Raw genomic sequence first — 22,705 nt, 5'->3', positions numbered from 1 at the left:
ACGGTCTCAGTTCACAGCGGACGTCGCTTCGACATGACGCGGCAAAGTCACCCGGATACGGGTACCGCGTTGGCTTTGTACATCAGCCGGGCTGTCGATGGTGATTTGTCCATAATGCTCTTCAACGATGGAATAGACCAGTGCAAGGCCCAGACCGGTGCCTTCGCCAGGATCCTTGGTGGTGAAGAAAGGTTCGAACAATCTGTCCATGATGTTCTTCGGAATACCGCTGCCTTCGTCTTCCACGATCAAGTCGACCGTGTGTTCGCCGGCTTCGCTTTTGACCCGCACTGCGCTGCCGGGAGGCGAGGCGTCGCGGGCGTTTGAAAGCAGGTTGATAAGTACTTGCGCGAGTCGCTGCGGGTCACCTTCGCACCAGTGATCGGGGTCGCACAGGTTGTAGAACTGCACTTCGAAATTGCGTCGGTTCAGGGCCAGCAAACCAATGGCATCCTGGGCCACTTCCGCCAGACAGACGGGCTCGTCACTGTGCTGATGGCTGCCCGCGTGGGCGAAGCTCATCAGCGACTGAACGATGCGGGACACGCGTTTGGTCTGCTCAAGGATCTGCCCGCTGATTTCCTTCAGTTCGCCATCGTCTTCACGCTCTTCACGCAGGTTCTGCGCCAGGCAAGCGATGCCGGTGATCGGGTTGCCGATTTCATGGGCCACACCCGCCGCGAGTCGCCCGATGCTGGCCAGGCGCTCGGAGTGCACCAGTTTGTCTTCGAGCATCTGGGTTTCAGTCAAGTCTTCCACCAGCAATACCAGGCCACTGTTACCCGGCGCGAGCGGTTCATCGATCGCCGCTTTGTGCAGGTTCAGCCAGCGGGTCTGGCCATCAAGGGCCAGGTGCTGTTTGTGCAAATGTTCGTCCGGCAGATTGATGAAGCCCTGCAGCAATTCTTTCCACGGATCGGCGATGGTGCTCAGGCGCGAACCGACCACACGTTGCGCCGCGATCCCGGTCAGTTCCTCCATGGCTTTGTTCCACATGAGGATTTCCTGATCCTTGGCCAGCGAGCAAACGCCCATCGGCAACTCCTGCAAGGTCTGGCGGTGGTAGCGGCGCAGGGCATCGAGTTCGGCGGCAAGGCCGGTGAGGCGCGAGTGGTAGTCCTCGAGGCGGCTTTCGATGAAGTGGATGTCTTCGGTGACATAGTTTTCGCCACCGGCCTTGTAGGGCAGGAAGGTCTCGACCATGTCCTGCGCCACGCTCGGGCCCATCAGGCCGGAGAGGTTGGCTTCGATTCGGTCGCGTAAGCGGCGCAAGGCATATGGCCGGCGCTCGTCGAATGGCAGATAGAGATCGCGCAGGGCTTGCTCGACTTCTTTCTGCGCGGCCTTGGCGCCCAATGGCTTGGCCAGTTGCGTGGCGAACTCCTGGGGCGAGGCGGCGTGCAATTCGCGGCGTTGCGGGCGACGCACGTTGTCCACGGCGCAGGCTTCGGCAGCGCTGGCCTCTTCGGGGCTGGCGTTGGTGAACAGCGAGATCAGGGTGAACATCAGCACGTTGGCGGCGAGGGACGCGATCGCGGCCATGTGCCAACTGGTGTCGTCCAGCACGTAGATCATGTTCAACAGCGGAATGTAGAAGCCCTGCAGGTTGCCGACCAGCGGCAACAACATGGTCACCAGCCACACCAGAATCCCTGCGAGCAAACCGGCGATGAAGCCGCGGCGGTTGGCGGTCGGCCAATACAGGACAGACAGGACCCCTGGAAGAAATTGCAGCGTGGCCACAAACGCGACGATGCCGAGGTTGGCCAGGTCCTGTTCGGCGCCCAGCAACAGGTAGAAACCGTAACCGGCCATGATGATCGCAACGATCAGCGCCCGGCGGGTCCACTTCAGCCAGCGATAGATGTTGCCTTCGGCCGGTGGTTGGTAGAGCGGCAGCACCAGATGGTTCAGCGCCATCCCGGACAGCGCCAGGGTGGTGACGATGATCAGCCCGCTGGCTGCCGACAACCCGCCGACATACGCCAGCAACGCCAGGGCTTTGCTGTTGGCGGCGATGCCGATGCCGAGGGTGAAGTATTCCGGATTGGTGGTGGCGCCGAGTTTCAGTCCGGCCCAGAGAATCAGCGGCACCGCCAGGCTCATCAACAGCAGGAACAACGGCAAACCCCAGCTGGCGCTGACCAGCGAGCGCGGGTTGAGATTCTCGGTGAAGGTCATGTGGTACATGTGCGGCATCACAATCGCCGAGGCGAAGAACACCAGCAGCAGCGTGCGCCACGGGCCTTCCTGCAAGGGTGTGTGCAAAGCGGCGAGGGCGGTCTGGTTTTGCAGTAGCCACAGTTCCAGCTGTTGCGGGCCGTCGAACACGCCATACAGGGCATAGAGGCCGACACCGCCAATGGCGATCAGCTTGATGACCGACTCAAAGGCAATCGCGAACACCAGGCCTTCGTGTTTCTCTCGTGTGGCGATGTGGCGCGAGCCGAAGAAAATCGTGAACAGGGTAATCAGCGCGCAAAAGCTCAGGGCCACGCGATGCTGCACCGGCTCGCGGGTCAGGATGCCGATGGAGTCGGCCACCGCCTGGATCTGCAACGCCAGCAATGGCAGCACGCCGATCAGCATGAAAATCGTGGTCAGCGCTCCGGCCCACGTGCTGCGGAAACGGAACGCGAACAAGTCGGCCAGCGACGACAGTTGATAGGTGCGGGTGATTTTCAGGATCGGGTACAGCAACACCGGCGCCAGCAAAAACGCTCCGGACACCCCGAGGTAACTGGACAGAAAACCGTAGCCGTACTGATAGGCCAGGCCCACCGTTCCGTAAAACGCCCAGGCACTGGCATACACGCCCAGCGACAGAGTGTAGGTCAGCGGGTGGCGAATGATCGCCCGGGGGATCATGCCCCGTTCGCTGATCCAGGCGACGCCGAACAGCACCGCCAGGTACGCGGCGCTGATCAGGATCATCTGGGTCAGGCTAAAGCTCATCGGCATCTTTTTGGCTCTGCAGGATGAAGGTCACGACGATCAGAATCAGCCAGAGCAGATAAGGGCGATACCAGGCGCCAGTGGCGTCGATCCACCAATCCATGATGGCCGGGGAGAACAGGTAAATCCCCACTACCAGGAGCAGGACCAAGCGATATATGTACATCCCGGCCTCTCTTTTTTATGCGCGTGCCCGAAAACGTGCGGCGATGGTAACGGATGGGCGCGCCACTGCAAGTGTGATCACTGTAGTTGCGCTTCGGGCAGGGTCAGTGTGCGTGGGATCTTCATGGCATCCCAGTGGACGATGCCCCAGTTCAACACTTCCCGTGGCGTGGCATAAGCCAGTTCGGCCCCCGGGTTTTGCCCCAGCGCGCGCAGTGCGCGCAGCAATAGCGGCGTTGCCTGGTCTTCGGCCAGTGGCGGCGAGCGGTAGGACTTGCCGAGCTTGTTGCCGTCAGGCTGTGTGATCAGCGGGACATGCAAGTAGCGCGGCTGCGGCAGGCCCAGCAGTTCTTGCAGGTAAAGCTGGCGCGGCGTGGAATCCAGCAAATCAGCGCCACGGACGATATCGGTGATGCCTTGCCAGGCATCGTCCAGCACCACCGCCAGTTGATAGGCGTAGAGCCCGTCGCGGCGGCGAATCACGAAATCGCCGACATCCCGACCCAGGTGCTGGCGGTATTCGCCTTGCACGCGGTCGATGAAGTGGTATTCCAGTTCCGGTACGCGTAAGCGAATCGCAGCGTCTTCGGTGCCGTGACCGGCATTGCGGCACAGGCCCGGATAAATGCCGTGATACGGCTCCAATTGTTTGCGCGAACAGGTGCAGGCGTAAGCGAGCCCCTGATGAAACAGGCGATTGACGACTTCGGCGTAGGCATCATGCCGCTCGCTCTGGCGCACCATCGCGCCATCCCACTCAAAACCGTAGCTTTCCAGGGCTTTCAAGATAGCTGCCTGGGCGCCGGGTTCTTCCCGTGGTGGATCGAGGTCTTCCATGCGCATCAGCCAGCGTCCACCGACCGAGCGCGCGTCGAGGTACGAGGCCAGTGCGGCGACCAGCGAACCGAAATGCAGATGTCCACTGGGCGTGGGGGCGAAGCGCCCGATGTAGGCGGAAGGGGTGATGGCGGTCATAAGGCGATGTCAGGCTGTCCAATCGTTTCGAGCATGGCTTGAAGCCACCTTCGCGAGCAAGCTTCGCTCCTACAGAAGATCGCGCCAGCCTTTGTAGGAGTGAAGCTTGCTCGCGAAGGCAATGCCGAAGATGCAACAAATATCAGAAACAAAAACGGAGCGTTCGCACGCTCCGTTGTTCGTTCAAGTCGAGATTACTTGCCGACTTGCTTTTCCTTGATTTCCGCCAGGGTCTTGCAGTCAACGCACATGTCGGCGGTAGGGCGGGCTTCCAGTCGCTTGACGCCGATCTCGACGCCGCAGGACTCGCACCAGCCATATTCTTCGTCTTCGATCAGCTGCAGCGTCTTGTCGATCTTCTTGATCAACTTGCGCTCGCGGTCGCGGGCACGAAGTTCAAGGCTGAACTCTTCTTCCTGGCTGGCACGGTCGGCCGGGTCAGGGAAGTTGGCCGCTTCGTCTTTCATGTGATCAACCGTGCGGTCGACTTCCTGCATCAAGTCCTGTTTCCACTTATTCAGGATCTTGGTGAAGTGAGCGCGCATGGGCTTGCCCATGTACTCCTCGCCCTTTACTTCTTTGTAGGGTTCGAAGCCGCTGATCGACTGGTTTTGCTGCTTTGCTTGGGTGGGCATGAAATGGACCGCCTCTACTCTTGTAATCCATTGCGCAGGATTGCTCCATCACCGACACCTGCCGGCCCTGCGGCTGCAAGCGGGCGAACTTACCAGATCAAATCGGGCCGCGCTACTCCCGGATGTCGAGGTAGTGGCCCAAAGGGCTTGCAAATGATTGCAAAGCCCTGTCTGGCGGCGTTGGAGACCTGATCAATTATTGATTTTAGTCAATCCTGCGGTACACGCTTGAGTCGTTTACGGCAAGGTTATAACGCCTCTGACTGCTTTAGGTTCTCGCTCGTTCCGGCGCTTGGGTAGAATCGATTCTTTTCTCCGTTGTAAGGAAGGCTAATGGCTCAGTCCTACAGTGCCCGCAGTCGCGCGATCGAACCTTTCCATGTCATGGCGCTGCTGGCGCGGGCCAATGAACTGCAAGCCGCGGGTCACGATGTGATCCACCTGGAAATCGGCGAGCCGGACTTCACCACCGCCGAACCGATCATCCAGGCCGGCCAGGCAGCGCTGACGGCGGGGAAGACCCGTTACACCGCGGCGCGTGGTATTCCCGAGTTGCGTGAGGCCATTTCGGGCTTTTATCAGCAACGTTACGGGTTGAACATCGACCCGCAGCGAATTCTCATCACGCCCGGCGGGTCCGGCGCCCTGTTGCTGGCCAGCGCTTTGCTCGTCGACCCGGGCAAGCACTGGCTGCTGGCGGACCCGGGTTATCCCTGCAACCGGCATTTCCTGCGGTTAGTCGAAGGCGCTGCGCAACTGGTGCCGGTCGGCCCGGACGTGCGTTATCAGCTGACGCCGGACCTGGTGGCGCGTCATTGGGACCAAGACAGCGTCGGCGCCTTGGTGGCCTCGCCCGCCAACCCGACAGGGACCATTCTGACTCGCGACGAACTGGCGGGCTTGTCGGCGGCGATCAAGGAGCGCCACGGTCATCTGGTGGTGGACGAGATCTACCATGGCCTGACGTATGGCACCGATGCCGCCAGTGTTCTGGAAGTCGATGACAGCGCTTTCGTCCTTAATAGTTTTTCCAAGTATTTCGGCATGACCGGCTGGCGGCTGGGATGGCTGGTCGCGCCTGAAGCGGCGGTCGGTGATCTGGAAAAGCTCGCGCAAAACCTCTACATCAGCGCCCCGAGCATGGCTCAGCACGCCGCACTGGCCTGCTTCGAACCTGCCACGATCAGCATTCTGGAAGAGCGCCGCGCCGAGTTCGGTCGTCGTCGGGATTTCCTGTTGCCGGCTTTACGAGAACTGGGCTTCGGGATCGCCGTCGAGCCGGAAGGGGCGTTCTACTTGTACGCCGATATCAGCAAGTTCGGCGGCGATGCCTTCGCGTTCTGCCGACATTTCCTCGAAACCGAGCATGTGGCAATTACCCCGGGCCTGGACTTCGGGCGCTATCAGGCCGGGCACCACGTGCGTTTTGCCTACACCCAAAGCCTGCCGCGCCTGGAAGAAGCGGTCGAACGGATTGCGCGTGGATTGCGGAGCTGGCAAGGCTGATGCGTTTTAATCCTCCCCTCGAAGAAGGTCGCCTGATCCGTCGTTACAAGCGTTTTCTCGCCGATATCGAAACCGTTGGCGGCGAATTGCTGACCATCCACTGCCCGAACACCGGCTCGATGCTCAATTGCCAGGTGGAAGGCGGGCAGGTCTGGTTCAGCCGCTCCAACGACCCGAAACGCAAATTGCCCGGCACGTGGGAAGTCGGCGAAACCCCGCAAGGTCGGTTGTTTTGCGTGAACACCGGGCGCGCCAACGGGTTGATCGAAGAGGCGTTGCGGGCGGGCGTGATTACCGAACTGAACGGCTTTACCGAGTTGAAACGCGAAGTGGCCTACGGGCAGGAAAGCAGCCGCATCGATTTCCGTCTCGATTACCCGGGTGGTCCGGCATATGTGGAAGTCAAAAGCGTGACCCTGGGCTTCGACGGGTCATCGGTTGCCGCATTTCCCGATGCGGTGACACAACGGGGGGCCAAGCATTTGCGGGAACTGGCTCACCTGGCTCGGGACGGGATTCGTGCGGTGCAGTTGTATTGCGTCAACCTGACCGGCATTGAAGCGGTGCGTCCGGCAGAAGAGATCGATTCGGCCTACGCAGCGGCATTGCGTGAGGCGGTGGCATGCGGAGTCGAGGTACTGGCTTATGGCGTGCGATTGACCCACGAAGAGATGGTGGTCGATCGACGTCTGGAGGTGCTGCTGAACGGTTAAAGACTGATCCAGATGCCTTGTTCGTCTTCGCGGCAGGTAACGGGGGTGAGGGATTGCCCGGCACAAGGGCCGGCGACGCATTCGCCGTCTTCGATCAGGAATAGTGCGCCGTGGGTGGCGCACTGGATCAGGCTGTTGCTGGGGTCGAGAAACTGGTCGGGTTTCCATTCCAGTCCGACACCCCGGTGCGGGCAGCGATTGATGTAGACGTACACCTGGCCGCACCGGCGCACGGCAAAAAGTTTCTGACTGTCGATGTCGAATCCGCGACTGCTGTTGTCAGCCAGTTCGGCACCTGTGCAAATCAACTTCATGTCTATCCTCAATTCCGGCGGCTCGTGACCGGATATGTCCGAGCTTGACGTTCAAATGCAAACAATTATCAAATGGCCGCTTCGCCCGTGGGGTGCAGGTGCCGGATGCCGAGGATACTTGGCCTGTCATCTCGATGCCTGGGAAAACTTAAAAGGAAGCTGTTTATGCGCCTGAGTACCCGCGTTGCTGCGCTGTGTGTCGGACTCCTCGCCAGCCACCACGCCGCAGCGGCCGAGTTGCCACAGCGTTGGGTCAGTGCCGGCGGCGCTCTGTCGGAGTGGGTGAGCGCGCTGGGCGGTGAGTCGAAACTGGTCGGTGTCGATACCACCAGTCAGCATCCGGAATCGCTGAAGGCGCTGCCGAGCATCGGTTATCAGCGGCAACTGTCGGCGGAGGGCATCTTGAGCTTACGCCCGCAGATTCTGGTCGGGACCGAAGAAATGGGGCCGCCGCCGGTGCTGTCGCAGATTCGTAGCGCGGGCGTGCAGATCGAGCTGTTCTCGGCCCAGCCCGATCTGCCGACGTTACAGGGCAACCTGGCGCATCTGGGCAAGTTGCTCGGCGCTGAAGGCCGGGCTGCGCAATTGCTCCAGACCTATCAGCACCGACTTGAGCAGCAGAAGGTCCGGGTCACTCGTGCGCAGTTGAAGGAAAAATCGCCGGGCGTGCTGTTGCTGCTCGGCCATGCGGGCGGCAAGCCGCTCATCGCCGGTAAAGACACCGCCGCCGATTGGCTGATCCAGCAGGCCGGTGGGCACAATCTGGCAACGCACACTGGCTACAAGCCCTTTTCTGTTGAGTCGCTGGTCAGTCTGGACCCCGACATGCTGGTGTTTGCTGACCGAGCGCTGGCCGGCGACGCCGCGCGAGCAGCGTTGTTCAAGGAAAACCCGATTCTGTCCTCGACCCGTGCGGCCAGGGACGGGCGCGTCATGGAGCTCGATCCGACCTTGTTGGTCGGCGGGTTGGGGCCGCGGTTGCCTGATGCGTTGAAAACGCTGTCTGATGGTTTCTTCCCCGGCAATACGGCCCGATGACCGTTCTGGTTAAACCCCGTGCGTTGTTCATTGGCCTGAGCGTGCTGTGTTTAGTGGCGATCTGGTTGTCGTTGGCGCTGGGGCCGGTCAGCATGCCTTTATTCGATACGCTGCGCGCGGCGTTGCGCATGATCGGTTTGCCCATTGCCCCCGATGGACTGGAGCAGGCCGAGCTGATCCTCGGGCAAATCCGCCTGCCTCGAACCTTGTTGGGCCTGGCGGTGGGTGGCGTGCTGGCGTTGTCCGGCGTGGCGATGCAGGGATTGTTTCGTAACCCTCTCGCTGATCCGGGGTTGGTCGGGGTGTCCAGCGGTGCTGCGTTGGGCGCCGCTATCGCGATTGTCGGTGGTTCGGTGTTTGGCGGTCTGCCTGAATCGTTCGGACCTTATCTGTTGTCGGTGTGCGCATTTCTCGGCGGGTTGGGTGTGACGGCGCTGGTGTATCGCCTGGGTCGGCGCAATGGGCAGACGAATGTTGCGACCATGCTGCTGGCCGGTATTGCGCTAACTGCATTGGCGGGTTCAGCGGTCGGTTTGTTCACCTATCTGGCCGACGACGCGACCTTGCGCACACTCACGTTCTGGAACCTGGGCAGCCTCAACGGCGCCAGCTATTCGCGGCTCTGGCCGTTGCTGCTGGTGAGCGCCGGTGTGGCGCTCTGGTTGCCGCGCCGGGCCAAGGCCTTGAATGCGTTGCTGCTGGGCGAATCGGAGGCCGGTCACCTGGGCATCGACGTCGAAGGGCTCAAGCGCGAATTGGTGTTCTGCACTGCACTGGGGGTTGGCGCGGCCGTGGCGGCAGCGGGAATGATCGGCTTTGTCGGTCTGGTGGTGCCGCATCTGGTGCGCCTGTTGGCCGGTCCTGATCATCGGGTGTTGTTGCCGGCCTCGGTGCTGGCGGGTGCGAGTCTTCTGTTGTTTGCCGACCTGGTGGCGCGGCTTGCTCTGGCGCCGGCAGAGTTGCCGATCGGGATTGTCACGGCCTTCATCGGTGCGCCTTTCTTTTTGTATTTACTGCTCAGAGGGCGTGCCTGATGTTGCGAACCCAGAGCCTGCAAATCCGCCGAGGCGCAAAGATCGTTCTGACGGACATCACGCTTGAGCTCAAGCCAGGCGAAGTGCTCGGTGTGTTGGGCCCTAACGGTGCTGGCAAAAGCACCTTGCTCGGTGCCTTATGCGGCGAATTGAAGGCTGATCATGGCAGCGTCTGGCTCGATGAGCGCGAGTTGAGCCATTGGGCCGGCGCGCAGCGAGCCCAGCGACTGGCGGTCTTGCCGCAGGTGTCGACCCTGGACTTCGCCTTCCGTGTCGAAGAAGTGGTCGGCATGGGGCGTTTGCCTTATCAAAGCGGGCGGGTCCGGGATGACGAGATCGTCGCCGCCGCCTTGCACGCTGCCGATGCGGGACACCTGAGTGGCCGAAGCTATCTGGCGCTGTCCGGCGGCGAGCGTCAGCGGGTACATCTGGCTCGGGTGCTGGCGCAGCTCTGGCCGGGCGAAGCGGGGCAGACGCTGTTGCTCGATGAACCGACCTCGATGCTCGACCCGCTGCACCAGCACACCACCCTGCAAGCGGTGCGCGAATTCGCCGATCACGGCGCTGCGGTGCTGGTGATCCTGCATGATCTGAACCTGGCGGCGCGCTATTGTGATCGCCTGTTACTGCTCGAGGGTGGGCGGCCCGTGGCGCTGGATACCCCAGAGCACGTCTTGCGCCCGGAACCACTCAAAGCGGTGTTCGGGCTGGAAGTCCTGGTGCAGCAGCATCCGGAGCGTGGTCATCCGCTGATCATCGCCCGCTGAGAATGACATCGAGGTGAGCATGCGAGGAATTTTGCTACTGGCGGTCGTGTTGTTGAGTGCCTGCCAGCACGTTTCGGTACCGCCTCCGGTCGTCGGTGAGATTCAGGACCTGCGCAGCGGCCAAGTCCTGACTCCCCAGGCGTTGGTCGAACGGCTGGCCAGGCCTTCGCGGCTGATCGTCGGCGAGCAGCACGACAATCCTGATCACCATCAACTGCAATTGTGGTTGCTACAGGCGTTGGGCGAACGTCGACCCCAGGGCAGTCTGTTGCTGGAAATGCTCACGCCGGATCAACAATCGCGCGTCGATGACATTCGCCGTGCCTCGACGCTACCCGCAGATCTTCCCGGCGCGTTGAACTGGCAGCCGGGGTGGGACTGGAATCTGTACGGGCCGATTGTGCGCTTTGTGCTGACTCAACCCTACCCGCTGCTGGCGGCCAACCTGGACAGTCTTGAAGTCCGTACCGTTTATGCCAAGCCGCCGACATTAAACGGTCGGCTTTCCAATGCTCCGACGGTCAAGGATGAGTTGCTGGCGCAGATCAACGACTCCCATTGCGGACTGCTGCCCACATCGCAAATGCCCGCGATGCTGGCGGTCCAGCAGCAACGTGATCGACGGATGGCCGAGCGCTTGCTGTCGGCACCGATGCCTTCGCTGCTGTTTGCCGGCGCCTATCACGCGCGCAAGGATGTTGGTGTGCCGATCCACGTGCTCGATCTTGGCGAGCCTGAAGCACCGACGGTTTTGATGCTGGCGGAGCAGGGGGGCGAGGTCACGCCGGCCATGGCTGATTACGTCTGGTACACGCCTGCCACGCCGGGCCAGGATTACTGTGCGCAAATGCGAAAGCAGTTCGGGAAGTAAACGGACGACTTTTCCACAGGCAAAAAAAGACCCGGCAAGAGCCGGGTCAAATAACCGTGATTAGCCTGATGAGGAGATATCTGAGAGTCCGAACCAAGGGCTTTTCAAATATCGACCAGTCTCGCGACCAGTTGTGGTAATCATAGCGATTCTCATTACCAAGTCAATCGCTGTTTTTTGATTTCTTTGAAAACCTCTGTCTTCTGGCGGAGAAGCCCCGTAATCGTTGGGCCTCAGGTGGTAATCCTGAGGCGCAATACGCCTGTTCAATTCTTGTGGCGGGATGAGATGGCTTCCAGTTGTTTGTTCAAGGCTTCTTTGCGTTCGGCTGGAATGTCATTCCAATGCACGTCCATCAGTGCGCCTTCGATCGCATACAACAACACCTTGGATGCCCGGAACCCGCGTGTGCGCACGGCTCGATAAGCATCCACCGCCCCGAGGCGACGCAAGTCCGACGCGCTGTGGATGCCCACGGCATGCAGCCACTGTGCCGACGTCTTGCCAAGATTTTTCAGGTGTTGCAGTTCATCATTCATCAAGCCTCCTTGCGACGGCCGAACGGTGCGTGGGCGAGCTTCTCAGGAGTGTAGCCATCAGTAGGAAAAGCGTGATTGTTTGGTCGGTTTCGACGCAAAAGCTTCTAAGAGCAAGACTCAAATAGCTGAGAGAAGGACGGAGGGAGCAGGGGGAGGAGGCGCGGAGGGGGCAAGGTTCCCGGCAAAAAATCCGGCGTCCAGCGCGAAGCGGGGGCGCCGGACTTGTCAGGTAGAACGTCGTTTTTAGCGGGTGCGATAACGCAGGCGAGTACCGAAATTCATCGACATCAGGATCTCGTCAGCACTCAGTTCTGGCGGAAAGTAGGCGCCGGAGATCTGTGCGTGAGCCAGGCTCGCGCCTTCCAGGCAGGCGTCGCGGAAGTCAATGCCGCGCAAATCGGCGGAGCGGAAATAGGCATCGGTGAAATCGACGCCATCGGCGTTCAGCTCACGCAGGTCCAGGCCGCGGAAATCGCCGCCGACCATGTCGACAGAGGCATGACTGGCGCGCTCGGCATTGAAGCCTGCGATGTCGTCTTTGTGCAGCAAGGCATAAAGCGGGGTGTCGAGAAGTTTTGGCTGGCTCATGTCGCATCACCTGATGGTTTTATGACGCCAGTATAGTGCCACTATTTGACAGCCGTGAAGCCGGCGATGGCTTCACGGCTGAAATAGTTTTTACAGGCCCGGCATGCGCTGGCGAATCTGCGCAACGACGGTATCGAGCGTCCCGCTTTCATTGGTCTGGACGCGTTTGCTGCACAGAATCTCGGCAGGTGTCAGCGCTTCGCGGCTGGCTTGCTGGGCGGCGATAACGGCGAGGTTGGCGTCGGACGGGTCCTTCTGGTCTGCCTGACGCAAGGCCAGCCAGCTCTCGATGACGGCTTGTGGTGCATTGCAATCGAGGATCAGGAACGGTGCCCCGGTGGCTTCGGCGATTTTCGCCGCGCCGTCGCGCTGCTCGCGCTTGAGGTACGTCGCATCGATGACCACCGGGAACCCGGCGCGCAGGATGACCGCGGCAATGTCATGCAGTCGGCTGTAGGTGGCGGCGCTCGCATCGGCACTATAGATGCCGGCCTGCGGGTCATTCGGTACCGTTTGCTCGCCGAACAGACGCTTGCGCTCAACATCCGAACGCAGGCGAATGGCGCCCAGCGCTTCCACCAGGCGCATGGCGACGTGGCTTTTGCCGACAGCGGAAACACCGTGGGTAATCGCCATGAACCGCGAAGGAATGGTGCTGTAGCTTTCTGCCAGGTTGGCGTAGTTGCGGTACTGACGCAGGGTGGTGGCGCGCTGCACCGGGTCGGCCTCGGCCGGCATGCTGAACAAGCTGACCTTGGCGCGAACCAGTGCGCGGTAGGCTTTATAGAAGTTCAGCAGTTCAAGGCCCTGATAGTCGCCGGTCAGTTCCAGATACTGGCTGATGAAACGGCGCGCCAGGCTCTTCAGGCCGCGATCTTCCAGGTCCATGGCCAGGAAGCCGGTGTCGGCATAAACGTCGGTGAAGCGGAACGGTTCGTTGAACTCGATGCAGTCGAAGATCACGACCTTGCCGTCGATCACGGTGGCGTTGCCCAGGTGGATGTCGCCGTGGCATTCGCGGATGAAGCCTTCAGCCTTGCGCTGGGCGAACAGCGGCTTCAGGCGTTCGAAGCTGCTTTCGGCCCAGGCTTGCAACGCATCAAGTTGCAGCAGATCGGCCTTGTCGCTGAGGAACGGGCGGATCTGTTCGAAGTTTTGGCGTACCGGTGCCATCACGCTGTCCGGGGTGCCGGCTTCGTGTTCGCCAGGCACTTTCGGCGCAGTGAGGTGGAATTGGGCGATCTGCGCGGCCATCTCGTCGATGTGCGCAGTGGTCAACTCGCCGTTGGCTTGCAGGGTGCTGAGCAGCTGGCTTTGTGGGAATTGACGCATTTTCAGTGCGAAATCGACAAGCGGACCTTCGCCGCCCAGTTGTGGCGCAGCTTCGCTGCCGGTGATCGGCAACACTTCCAGGTACAAATCGTTGGTCAGGCGCTGGTTAAGGCGCAGCTCTTCGCCGCAGAAATGCTCGCGAGCGTCGAGGCTGGTGAAGTCGAGGAAGCCGAAATTCACTGGCTTCTTCACTTTATAAGCAAAGGGGCCTGTGAGAATGACCCAGGAAATATGGGTCTCGATGACCTGGAACCCGTCGACAGGATGCGGGTAGAGGGCCGGGTTTTGCAGGGCGGCGATCAGGGACTGGCTCACAGGCGATCCTTCAGAGTCTGGGGAAAATTCACGGCCGCCATTATGGCTGCAAGTCCGCCTGACGCAAACCTCGGAGGGCGCCTGTTGAGTATGAATAAAGTGCGTATAATCCGCCGCCATGACTCGTACTCGATCCCCCCGTACCCCCAAAAAACCACCTTCCAGGGGCTTGAGCCCCTGGCTGGGCTGGGCCCTTAAACTCAGTCTGGTCGGCCTCGTGGTGCTCGCCGGGTTCGCGGTTTACCTCGACGCCGTGGTCCAGGAGAAGTTCTCCGGCAAGCGCTGGACCATCCCGGCCAAGGTGTATGCACGCCCGCTCGAGCTGTTCACTGGCCAGAAGCTGAGCAAGGAAGACTTCCTTACCGAGCTCGACGCTTTGGGTTATCGCCGAGAAGCCGTGAGCAACGGCCCCGGCGCTGCGGCGGTCAACGGCAACACCGTCGACCTGAATACCCGTGGTTTCCAGTTCTATGAAGGCCTGGAGAAAGCCCAACCCGTGCGCGTGCGCTTCTCCGGCGATTACGTGGCCGACCTTTCGGCGACCAACGGTTCAAAGCTTTCTGTCGTGCGACTGGAGCCGCTGCTGATCGGCGGGATTTACCCGAAAAATCTCGAAGATCGCATTCTGATCAAAATCGATCAGGTCCCGCCGTACCTGCTGGAAACCCTGGTGGCCGTGGAAGACCGGGATTTCTATAACCATTGGGGCGTGTCGCCCAAGTCGATTGCCCGCGCCGTCTACGTCAACACCTCCGGCGGCAAGATGACCCAGGGCGGCAGTACGCTGACACAACAGTTGGTGAAGAATTTCTACCTGACCAGCGAACGCAGCCTGACCCGCAAACTCACCGAAGCCATGATGGCGATGCTGCTTGAGTTGCATTACGACAAACGGGAAATTCTTGAGGCGTACCTCAATGAAGTGTTCGTCGGTCAGGATGGCCAGCGCGCGGTGCACGGTTTCGGTCTCGCCAGCCAGTTCTTCTTCGGGCAGCCATTGTCCGAGCTGAAACTGCATCAAGTCGCAATGCTGGTGGGGATGGTCAAGGGGCCGTCTTACTACAATCCGCGTCGCAACCCGGAGCGGGCGCTGGAGCGGCGCAATCTGGTGCTCGATGTGCTTGAGCAGCAGGGTGTCGCCACCGCTGAGCAGGTCACAGCGGCGAAGAATATGCCACTGGGTGTGACGACTCGCGGCAAGCTGGCGGACAGTTCTTTCCCAGGCTTCCTCGATCTGGTTAAACGCCAATTGCGCGAAGACTACCGCGACGAAGATTTGACCGAAGAAGGCCTGCGGATTTTCACCAGTTTCGATCCGATCCTGCAGATGAAAGCCGAGGCGTCGGTCAACGACACCTTCAAGCGTCTATCCGGGCGCAAAGGTTCCGATGAGGTCGAAGCGGCGATGGTCGTGACCAACCCGGAAACCGGTGAAGTCCAGGCCATGATCGGCAGCCGTCAGGCGAGTTTTGCCGGCTTCAACCGGGCGCTGGATGCGGTGCGACCGATCGGTTCGTTGATCAAGCCCGCGGTTTATCTGACAGCCCTTGAGAAGCCGAGCCAGTACACGCTGACCAGTTGGCTGTCGGACGACTACTTCTCGGTCAAAGGCGCGGACGGTCAGGTCTGGAAACCCCAGAACTACGATCGCCGTTCCCACGGTACGGTTTTCCTGTACCAGGGCCTGGCCCATTCCTACAACCTGTCGACGGCGCGTCTCGGGTTGGCGGTGGGCGTCCCGAATGTTCTGAAGACATTGGCGCGCCTGGGTGTCAGTCGCGAGTTCCCGGCGTTCCCTTCGATGTTGCTGGGGGCCGGTGGTTTGACGCCGATTGAAGTGGCGACCATGTACCAGACGCTGGCCAACGGTGGTTTCAATACGCCGATGCGCGGGATTCGTAGCGTACTGACCGCCGAAGGCGAGCCACTCAAGCGTTATCCGTTCCAGATTGAGCAGCGTTTCGACCCAGCCTCCATTTACCTGATCCAGAGCGCCATGCAGCGGGTCATGCGTGAAGGTACCGGCAGTTCGGTTTACAACGTGCTGCCGAAAACCCTGACCCTGGCGGGTAAAACCGGTACCAGTAACGACTCGCGAGACAGCTGGTTCGCCGGTTTCAGCCAGGACTTGCTGGCGGTGGTGTGGCTGGGGCGCGATGACAACGGCAAGACCCCGTTCACCGGTGCCACCGGTGCATTGCAGGTCTGGACCAGTTTCATGCGCAAGGCCGATCCGCTGCCACTGGACATGCCGCAGCCGGACAACATTGTTCAGGCCTGGGTCGATTCGCGTACCGGGCAAGGTTCCGAAGGCAGCTGCCCAGGTGCCGTGCAGATGCCGTATATTCGCGGCAGCGAACCGCCACCCGGCGCCGCTTGCGGTGGCGAAAGCCCTGCATCCGGCGAAAAGGTGATGGATTGGGTCAAGGGCTGGCTGAATTAAGCAAAGAGGGTTTCAAGTGAACAAGTGGTTGATTCCAGCGATTACCGCCGTGGCTTTGCTCAGCGGTTGCTCCACCGTACAGCGTGGTTCGATCCCGGTTGTGGATTCCGGCAGCGCCGTTTCGAACAGTGAACGGGTTTCGGCGAATGGCGGTTTCCGTCAGACGACGTCTAAACGTCCTGTGCAAGCCCAGCCTCAGGCGATTCCACAAGGTGACACCGGAGTCGTCGTGATGGTGCCTGGTGGCGGCGCAGTGGCGTCGGCACCGATCAGCACCGGTCCGATTACGCCTGGTCCGATTACCCCCGGGCCGATAGACACCTCGCCGGTACAGTCGGCACCGATCAATCAGGGCAGCTACAGCATGCCGTCGACGCCGAGCGGGATTCCTTCGGCGAACTCCGGTGGCTTGTCTGCCGATGAGCAGTTGGACGGTCCGGTGCTGGCGCTGTTGACCACTGCTCAGCAACAACAGGCCGGCGGTGATCTCAACGGTGCGTCCTCCAGTCTTGAGCGCGCCCAGCGTGTTGCGCCACGTGAGCCGCAAGTGCTTTATCGCCTGGCTCAGGTGCGCATGGCCCAAGGCGATGCGGCACAGGCTGAACAGTTCGCCCGTCGTGGCCTGACGTTCGCCAATGGTCGTCCGGCGCTTCAGGCCAGTCTGTGGGAATTGATCGGCCAGTCGCGTGAGAAGCAGGGTGATTCCGCAGGTGCGGCACTGGCCCGTCAGAAGGCCAAGGTTTCGCTGTGATGGACGCACGTTTCCCCAAGATTGCCGAGCAACTGCTGTTGATCGAACGCGAGCTGCGGATTCAAGGCTGGTGGGACGACGTTTCGCCCTCCGCTGAAGCGTTATCCAGCGTCGAGCCGTTTTCGGTGGATACGCTGGATTTCGAGCAGTGGCTGCAATGGATCTTCCTGCCTCGGATGAAGGTCATCCTCGAACAGGATATGCCGCTGCCCAACGCGTCGGGCATTCAGGAGATGGCCGAGATGGTCTTTGCCGCTCGCAATGTTCAGGGTAAGGATCGCTATTTGCAGGTCTTGCTCAAAGAGTTCGATCTGCTGATCACCGCCTCTCGCTGAATCGGAGACTGCCAGTGCCTACTGGCAGTTATCCCCAATCTGTTTTTGTGCTTCGGTGATGCGTTCCTGACGCTGCTCGTCATCGAGGCGACGCATCTCACCGTCGATCTTCTCCCGCAATCGCGGATTATTCTGCAGTTGGGCCAGGTTCGTTCGCGCCTGCTCGCAGAACACCTTTAGCTGGGCTTGCTGCTCGGCGACCTGCTTTTTCACTGTGTTGTCGATGGCCTGTTGATCGCCAATCGCCGTGCTGCGCGTTGGTGTGGCGGGTTTTCCGGGAGGCGGGGAGGGCGTCACCACGGTGGTGGCCTCCTGGCCTTGCGGCGGTTGCGCGTCGAAGTGGGTAACGCCTTGGGCGTCGACCCATTTATAGATCTGACCGGCCATACACAATGGGCTGATCAGCAAAGTGACCATGAAGAACGTTCGCATGCCATTTCCTTGCCAGAGTTGCGCAATTGAAGCTAACACAGTTGCGGTTTAGCGGTTTTTTCTTGCTTTCTCATGTGCTTACTTCAATAAAGCACATAGACGGCTTGACTTGCAGAGGACGAAACAGAAGAATCCAAAGTCCGCTGTAGAGGGACTGCCAGAAGCAGACCCACTCAGCAGATCATGAGGCGCACATCCGCGCCGACCTGTTACACCCGCAACGCGTTACCTCGCGCTGGGTGGGAAAGGCCCGCAACACTTGGGACGATCCCAATACTTGCTCAGTCAGTGCTGACGTAGTCGGCGACCACCGTCGCTCATGCTCTGCTGAGAAGTAAACCTATTAAGACCCGTCCCCTTTTATGTGGGCGGTATTCTGGCGTTTTAGAGGTGAACAACGTGGAGCTTTTATCTGGCGGTGAGATGCTCGTCCGCTTTTTGCGTGACGAAGGCGTCAAGTACATCTACGGGTACCCGGGTGGTGCTCTTCTTCATGTTTACGATGCCCTGTTCAAAGAACCGGAAGTGACCCACATTCTGGTTCGTCACGAACAGGCTGCGACCCATATGGCTGACGGCTACGCTCGTGCCACCGGTAAAGCCGGTGTGGTACTGGTGACCTCCGGTCCGGGCGCAACCAACGCCATCACGGGTATTGCCACGGCCTACATGGACTCCATTCCGATGGTGGTCATTTCCGGCCAGGTGCCTAGCACCATGGTGGGCACCGATGCGTTCCAGGAAACCGACATGATCGGTATCTCCCGGCCGATCGTGAAGCACAGCTTCATGATCAAGCACGCGTCGGAAATCCCGGAAATCATGAAGAAAGCGTTCTACCTGGCGCAATCCGGTCGTCCTGGTCCGGTCGTTGTCGATATCCCGAAAGACATGACCAACCCGGCCGAGAAGTTCGAATACATCTTCCCGAAAAAAGCCAAGCTGCGTTCCTACAGCCCAGCCGTTCGCGGTCACTCCGGACAAATCCGCAAGGCAGCCGAAATGCTCCTGGCGGCCAAGCGCCCGGTGATGTATGCGGGTGGCGGCGTGATTCTCGGTGGTGGCTCCGCGCCGCTGACCGAGTTGGCGAAGATGCTCAACCTGCCGGTGACCAATACGCTGATGGGCCTGGGTGCCTACCCTGGCACCGACCGTCAGTTCATCGGCATGCTCGGCATGCACGGCAGCTACACGGCTAACTTGGCGATGCACCATGCCGACGTGATCCTCGCGGTCGGTGCGCGTTTCGATGACCGCGTGATCAACGGCCCGGCGAAGTTCTGCCCGAACGCCAAGATCATTCACATCGACATCGACCCGGCGTCGATCTCCAAGACCATCAAGGCCGACGTGCCTATCGTTGGTCCGGTGGAAAGTGTCCTGACCGAAATGGTCGCGATCCTCAAGGAAATCGGCGAGACCCCGAACAAGGAGTCTGTTGCCAGTTGGTGGAAGCAAGTTGATGAATGGCGCGGTGATCGCGGCCTGTTCCCGTACGACAAGGGCGACGGCAGCGTCATCAAGCCGCAGACCGTGATCGAAACCCTGTGCGAAGTAACCAAGGGCGATGCCTTTGTTGCCTCCGATGTGGGTCAGCACCAAATGTTCGCGGCGCAGTATTACAAGTTCAACAAGCCAAACCGCTGGATCAACTCCGGTGGCCTGGGCACCATGGGCTTCGGTTTCCCGGCGGCCATGGGCATCAAGTTGAGCTTTCCGGATGCCGACGTCGCCTGCGTAACGGGCGAGGGCAGTATCCAGATGAACATTCAGGAACTGTCCACCTGCCTGCAATATGGCTTGCCGGTCAAAATCGTCATCCTGAACAACGGCGTTCTGGGTATGGTTCGCCAGTGGCAAGACATGAGCTACGGTAGCCGTCACTCGCACTCTTACATGGAGTCGCTGCCTGACTTCGTCAAGTTGGCTGAGGCTTATGGTCACGTCGGCGTGCGCATCACCGAATCGAAAGATTTGAAGACGAAGATGGAAGAGGCGTTCGCCATGAAAGATCGCCTGGTGATCATCGATGTTTCGGTCGACACCAGCGAGCACGTCTACCCGATGCAGATCAAAGACGGCTCCATGCGCGATATGTGGCTGAGCAAGACGGAGCGTACTTAATCATGCGGCACATTATTTCCTTGCTTCTGGAAAACGAACCTGGCGCTCTGTCTCGTGTAGTCGGCCTGTTCTCGCAGCGCAACTACAACATCGAAAGCCTGACCGTGGCGCCAACCGAAGACCCGACTTTGTCGCGTCTGACGCTGACCACCGTTGGCCACGATGAGGTCATCGAGCAGATCACCAAGAACCTGAACAAGCTGATCGAAGTGGTCAAGCTGGTCGACCTGTCGGAAAGTGCTCACATCGAGCGCGAACTGATGCTGGTCAAGGTCAAGGCCACCGGCGCCCAGCGCGCCGAGATCAAGCGCACCACCGATATTTACCGTGGGCAGATCGTTGATGTCAGCGCTAGCGTGTATACCGTTCAATTGACCGGCACCAGCGACAAGCTCGACAGCTTCATTCAGTCCATTGGCACCGCCTCGATCCTGGAAACCGTCCGTAGCGGCGTAACCGGTATCGCTCGCGGCGACAAAGTACTCAGCATTTAAACCAAATTAGCGAACGGCCTGAACGGCCCGGATATATAGGGGAATTTCATGAAAGTTTATTACGAAAAAGACTGCGACCTGTCGATCATCCAGGGCAAGAAAGTTGCCATCATCGGTTACGGTTCCCAGGGCCATGCTCAAGCGTGCAACCTGAAAGACTCCGGCGTTGACGTTACTGTCGGTCTGCGCAAAGGTTCGGCCACTGTTGCCAAAGCCGAAGCTCACGGCCTGAAAGTGACCGACGTAGCTTCTGCTGTTGCGGCTGCCGACTTGGTCATGATCCTGACCCCGGACGAGTTCCAGTCTGCCCTGTACAAGAACGAAATCGAGCCGAATATCAAGAAAGGCGCCACTCTGGCCTTCTCCCACGGCTTCGCGATCCACTACAACCAGGTTGTTCCGCGCGCTGACCTCGACGTGATCATGATCGCGCCGAAAGCACCGGGCCACACCGTGCGTTCCGAGTTCGTCAAAGGCGGCGGTATCCCTGACCTGATCGCTATCTATCAGGATGCTTCGGGCAATGCCAAAAACGTTGCACTGTCCTACGCCGCAGGCGTCGGTGGCGGTCGTACCGGCATCATCGAAACCACTTTCAAGGACGAGACCGAAACCGACCTGTTCGGCGAACAAGCCGTTCTGTGCGGCGGTACCGTTGAGTTGGTGAAAGCCGGTTTCGAAACCTTGGTTGAAGCTGGCTACGCGCCGGAAATGGCCTACTTCGAATGCCTGCACGAACTGAAGCTGATCGTTGACCTCATGTACGAAGGCGGCATCGCCAACATGAACTACTCGATTTCCAACAACGCTGAGTACGGCGAGTACGTGACCGGTCCGGAAGTGATCAACGCCGAGTCCCGTCAGGCCATGCGCAACGCCCTGAAACGTATTCAGGACGGCGAATACGCCAAAATGTTCATCAGCGAAGGCGCGACCGGCTATCCTTCGATGACCGCCAAGCGTCGTAACAATGCCGCTCACGGTATCGAAATCATCGGCGAGCAACTTCGCTCCATGATGCCGTGGATCGGTGCCAACAAGATCGTCGACAAAGCTAAAAACTAAGTCGCGCACTTGTACGAAAAACGCGGCTTAGGCCGCGTTTTTTCGTTTGGGTGATCGGTTCTGGTATAAAGCTGCATCGTTTGTGGCCGAACCGTCGTCCCAGACACCTGTCGAAACTTTCCACCCCGTTGCAAGGTAATGTCCATGAGCGAACGTCCCGAAGAGCCAAACAAGGCTTCTGACGCCGAAAGCCTGCTGCCCATCGATGAACACATCGAGGAAGGGCATGACGCTGAAGGTCGTAAAGTCCGGCATCGTGGTATCTATCTTCTGCCGAATCTGTTCACCACCGCGAACTTGTTCGCAGGGTTTTATTCCATCATCAACTCGATGAGCGCCCAGAGCGCCTTGAGTGCCGGTGATTCGATTGGCGCGAGCAAGTATTTCGCGTTTGCCGCCATCGCGATTTTCGTCGCCATGGTCCTTGATGGTCTCGATGGTCGCGTTGCCCGCATGACCAATACCCAGAGCGCCTTCGGCGCCGAGTACGACTCGCTGTCGGACATGGTCGCCTTTGGTGTCGCGCCGGCGTTGCTGGCGTTTGGCTGGGCTTTGGGCGACATGGGCAAGGTCGGCTGGATGGTTGCCTTCATCTATGTCGCGGGTGCGGCGCTGCGTCTGGCGCGCTTCAATACGCAAGTCGGCACCGCGGACAAACGCTACTTCATCGGTCTCGCCAGCCCGGCGGCTGCAGGTGTGGTGGCAGGGATTGTCTGGGCGTTCAGCGACTACGGCATTCAGGGGTCCAAGATGTCGTTCCTGGTTGCGCTGATGGTGGCCGCCGCCGGCATGCTGATGGTCAGCAACATCAAGTACAACAGCTTCAAGGAGCTGGACTTGAAGGGGCGCGTACCTTTTGTCGCGATCCTCGCGGTAGTGCTGGTGTTTGCCGTGGTCTTCAGTGATCCGCCGCGCATTCTGCTGCTGGTTTTCCTCGCTTACGCGGCGTCTGGTCCGGTGCAATACCTGTTGCATCTTCGTCGGCACAAAAACGCCGAGTGATGTAATTTCCCTCATACTCCGCAGTCTATTGGTGCATCTGTCCTCCAATGCTGCGGAGTTGCCATGCTGATCAAAGTCCCCAAAGCGTCTGACTGCCATGAGTCGGATGTCACGCCTGAATCCTTCTACCTTTCTCGACGCAATCTGCTGGGTGCAGCCGTTGCCGGTCTGGCGGTGAGCAGTCTGCCGCGCTGGGCCAGTGCTGACGAAGCCGCTCGTTACGCAGATGTCGAACCTGGCAAGGCGCCATCCTGGTTTGCCGAAAAGCTTCCTTCTACTAAATGGGGGGCAGTCAACGTCAAGGATGAGGCG

23 protein-coding genes (1 of these 23 only partly in view) are annotated in these 22,705 nt (G+C 59.9%); 14 read left to right on the top strand and 9 right to left on the bottom strand.

Going from position 1 to position 22,705, the window contains the following annotated elements; all coding sequences use genetic code 11:
- Nucleotides 1-6: 6 nt before the first annotated feature.
- The 4 genes from ACA068_RS24980 to dksA form a co-directional block, all read right to left on the bottom strand.
- Nucleotides 7-2,961, bottom strand: coding sequence for a sensor histidine kinase (locus ACA068_RS24980; RefSeq protein ID WP_219096111.1), 2,955 nt, complete (start codon nt 2,959-2,961; stop codon nt 7-9).
- A complete protein-coding gene (locus ACA068_RS24975) occupies nt 2,945-3,121 on the bottom strand; it encodes a hypothetical protein (protein ID WP_003176118.1) in 177 nt (58 codons plus the stop codon). The genes ACA068_RS24980 and ACA068_RS24975 overlap by 17 nt, the downstream gene beginning before the upstream one ends.
- 77 nt (nt 3,122-3,198) lie before the next feature.
- The gene (gene gluQRS, locus ACA068_RS24970) at nt 3,199-4,095 is read right to left on the bottom strand and encodes a tRNA glutamyl-Q(34) synthetase GluQRS (RefSeq protein ID WP_497305497.1); all 897 of its coding nucleotides are present in this window, start codon (nt 4,093-4,095) and stop codon (nt 3,199-3,201) included.
- A 194-nt stretch (nt 4,096-4,289) separates the two neighbouring features.
- Nucleotides 4,290-4,730, bottom strand: coding sequence for an RNA polymerase-binding protein DksA (gene dksA, locus ACA068_RS24965; protein ID WP_007902025.1), 441 nt, complete (start codon nt 4,728-4,730; stop codon nt 4,290-4,292).
- A 333-nt stretch (nt 4,731-5,063) separates the two neighbouring features.
- Between dksA and ACA068_RS24960 the strand changes: the two genes are divergently transcribed.
- Together ACA068_RS24960 and sfsA are read left to right on the top strand one after the other, a co-directional pair.
- Entirely contained in the window at nt 5,064-6,236 is a 1,173-nt protein-coding gene (locus ACA068_RS24960) for a pyridoxal phosphate-dependent aminotransferase (protein ID WP_497305495.1), read from the top strand.
- Nucleotides 6,236-6,949: a DNA/RNA nuclease SfsA gene (sfsA, locus tag ACA068_RS24955; RefSeq protein ID WP_497305493.1), complete on the top strand. Its 714-nt coding sequence runs from the start codon at nt 6,236-6,238 to the stop codon at nt 6,947-6,949. Before ACA068_RS24960 ends, sfsA begins: the two co-directional genes overlap by 1 nt.
- Here the strand turns inward: sfsA and ACA068_RS24950 are convergent.
- On the bottom strand, nt 6,946-7,263 hold the full coding sequence (locus ACA068_RS24950) for a Rieske (2Fe-2S) protein (protein WP_497305491.1): 318 nt from the start codon (nt 7,261-7,263) through the stop codon (nt 6,946-6,948). The two genes, sfsA and ACA068_RS24950, sit on opposite strands and share 4 nt — an antisense overlap.
- A 165-nt stretch (nt 7,264-7,428) precedes the next feature.
- On the opposite strand from ACA068_RS24950, the gene ACA068_RS24945 reads away from it, so the two are divergent.
- Genes ACA068_RS24945 through ACA068_RS24930 form a run of 4 tightly spaced genes read left to right on the top strand, consistent with a single transcriptional unit; the run spans nt 7,429 to nt 10,973 of the window.
- Nucleotides 7,429-8,301 carry a heme/hemin ABC transporter substrate-binding protein gene (locus ACA068_RS24945; protein ID WP_497305489.1) on the top strand — a complete coding sequence of 291 codons (873 nt, stop codon included), beginning with the start codon at nt 7,429-7,431 and terminating at the stop codon, nt 8,299-8,301.
- Nucleotides 8,298-9,335, top strand: coding sequence for a FecCD family ABC transporter permease (locus tag ACA068_RS24940; RefSeq protein WP_497305488.1), 1,038 nt, complete (start codon nt 8,298-8,300; stop codon nt 9,333-9,335). The genes ACA068_RS24945 and ACA068_RS24940 overlap by 4 nt, the downstream gene beginning before the upstream one ends.
- Nucleotides 9,335-10,102, top strand: a complete 768-nt coding sequence (locus ACA068_RS24935; protein ID WP_497305487.1) for a heme ABC transporter ATP-binding protein — start codon at nt 9,335-9,337, stop codon at nt 10,100-10,102. Before ACA068_RS24940 ends, ACA068_RS24935 begins: the two co-directional genes overlap by 1 nt.
- Nucleotides 10,103-10,121: 19 nt before the next feature.
- Nucleotides 10,122-10,973: a ChaN family lipoprotein gene (locus tag ACA068_RS24930; protein ID WP_497305485.1), complete on the top strand. Its 852-nt coding sequence runs from the start codon at nt 10,122-10,124 to the stop codon at nt 10,971-10,973.
- A gap of 266 nt (nt 10,974-11,239) precedes the next feature.
- Here the strand turns inward: ACA068_RS24930 and ACA068_RS24925 are convergent, their stop codons facing one another.
- From ACA068_RS24925 to ACA068_RS24915, 3 genes are all read right to left on the bottom strand, one after another.
- Entirely contained in the window at nt 11,240-11,512 is a 273-nt protein-coding gene (locus ACA068_RS24925; protein WP_007971093.1) for a TfoX/Sxy family protein, read from the bottom strand.
- A 243-nt stretch (nt 11,513-11,755) separates the two neighbouring features.
- On the bottom strand, nt 11,756-12,100 hold the full coding sequence (locus ACA068_RS24920; RefSeq protein ID WP_497305483.1) for a pentapeptide repeat-containing protein: 345 nt from the start codon (nt 12,098-12,100) through the stop codon (nt 11,756-11,758).
- A 90-nt stretch (nt 12,101-12,190) separates the two neighbouring features.
- Nucleotides 12,191-13,747, bottom strand: a complete 1,557-nt coding sequence (locus ACA068_RS24915; RefSeq protein ID WP_497305481.1) for a bifunctional aminoglycoside phosphotransferase/ATP-binding protein — start codon at nt 13,745-13,747, stop codon at nt 12,191-12,193.
- 118 nt (nt 13,748-13,865) lie between these two features.
- On the opposite strand from ACA068_RS24915, the gene mrcB reads away from it, so the two are divergent.
- From mrcB to ACA068_RS24900, 3 genes are read left to right on the top strand one after another with little or no spacing between them, the layout of a single operon-like run.
- The gene (mrcB, locus tag ACA068_RS24910; protein WP_497305479.1) at nt 13,866-16,190 is read left to right on the top strand and encodes a penicillin-binding protein 1B; all 2,325 of its coding nucleotides are present in this window, start codon (nt 13,866-13,868) and stop codon (nt 16,188-16,190) included.
- A gap of 16 nt (nt 16,191-16,206) precedes the next feature.
- Nucleotides 16,207-16,941, top strand: coding sequence for a tetratricopeptide repeat protein (locus ACA068_RS24905; protein WP_497305477.1), 735 nt, complete (start codon nt 16,207-16,209; stop codon nt 16,939-16,941).
- Nucleotides 16,941-17,276: a YqcC family protein gene (locus tag ACA068_RS24900; protein WP_497305476.1), complete on the top strand. Its 336-nt coding sequence runs from the start codon at nt 16,941-16,943 to the stop codon at nt 17,274-17,276. The genes ACA068_RS24905 and ACA068_RS24900 overlap by 1 nt, the downstream gene beginning before the upstream one ends.
- Before the next feature lie 18 nt (nt 17,277-17,294).
- Here ACA068_RS24900 and ACA068_RS24895 read toward each other — a convergent pair whose 3' ends face one another.
- Nucleotides 17,295-17,708 carry a DUF4124 domain-containing protein gene (locus tag ACA068_RS24895; RefSeq protein ID WP_497305475.1) on the bottom strand — a complete coding sequence of 138 codons (414 nt, stop codon included), beginning with the start codon at nt 17,706-17,708 and terminating at the stop codon, nt 17,295-17,297.
- A 399-nt stretch (nt 17,709-18,107) separates the two neighbouring features.
- On the opposite strand from ACA068_RS24895, the gene ACA068_RS24890 reads away from it, so the two are divergent.
- The 5 genes from ACA068_RS24890 to msrP form a co-directional block, all read left to right on the top strand.
- The gene (locus tag ACA068_RS24890) at nt 18,108-19,832 is read left to right on the top strand and encodes an acetolactate synthase 3 large subunit (protein ID WP_497305473.1); all 1,725 of its coding nucleotides are present in this window, start codon (nt 18,108-18,110) and stop codon (nt 19,830-19,832) included.
- Between the two features lie 2 nt (nt 19,833-19,834).
- Nucleotides 19,835-20,326 (top strand): acetolactate synthase small subunit, encoded by a 492-nt coding sequence (ilvN, locus tag ACA068_RS24885; protein WP_003176102.1) that lies wholly within the window; start codon nt 19,835-19,837, stop codon nt 20,324-20,326.
- 48 nt (nt 20,327-20,374) lie between these two features.
- Nucleotides 20,375-21,391, top strand: coding sequence for a ketol-acid reductoisomerase (gene ilvC, locus ACA068_RS24880; protein ID WP_007948647.1), 1,017 nt, complete (start codon nt 20,375-20,377; stop codon nt 21,389-21,391).
- A gap of 144 nt (nt 21,392-21,535) precedes the next feature.
- On the top strand, nt 21,536-22,393 hold the full coding sequence (gene pssA, locus ACA068_RS24875) for a CDP-diacylglycerol--serine O-phosphatidyltransferase (protein WP_497305471.1): 858 nt from the start codon (nt 21,536-21,538) through the stop codon (nt 22,391-22,393).
- Nucleotides 22,394-22,456: 63 nt separating this feature from the next.
- Nucleotides 22,457-22,705: the 5' end (the start) of a protein-methionine-sulfoxide reductase catalytic subunit MsrP gene (gene msrP / locus ACA068_RS24870; RefSeq protein WP_497305469.1), read on the top strand. Its footprint extends 765 nt past the window's final position; the window shows 249 of its 1,014 coding nt (coding positions 1-249); it begins with the start codon at nt 22,457-22,459; its stop codon lies off the right edge, out of view.

It is taken from the genome of Pseudomonas sp. LBUM1660 (assembly GCF_059695935.1).
Note: the sequence above shows the minus strand (reverse complement) of the source record. Positions and strands in the feature narration are given on the sequence as shown.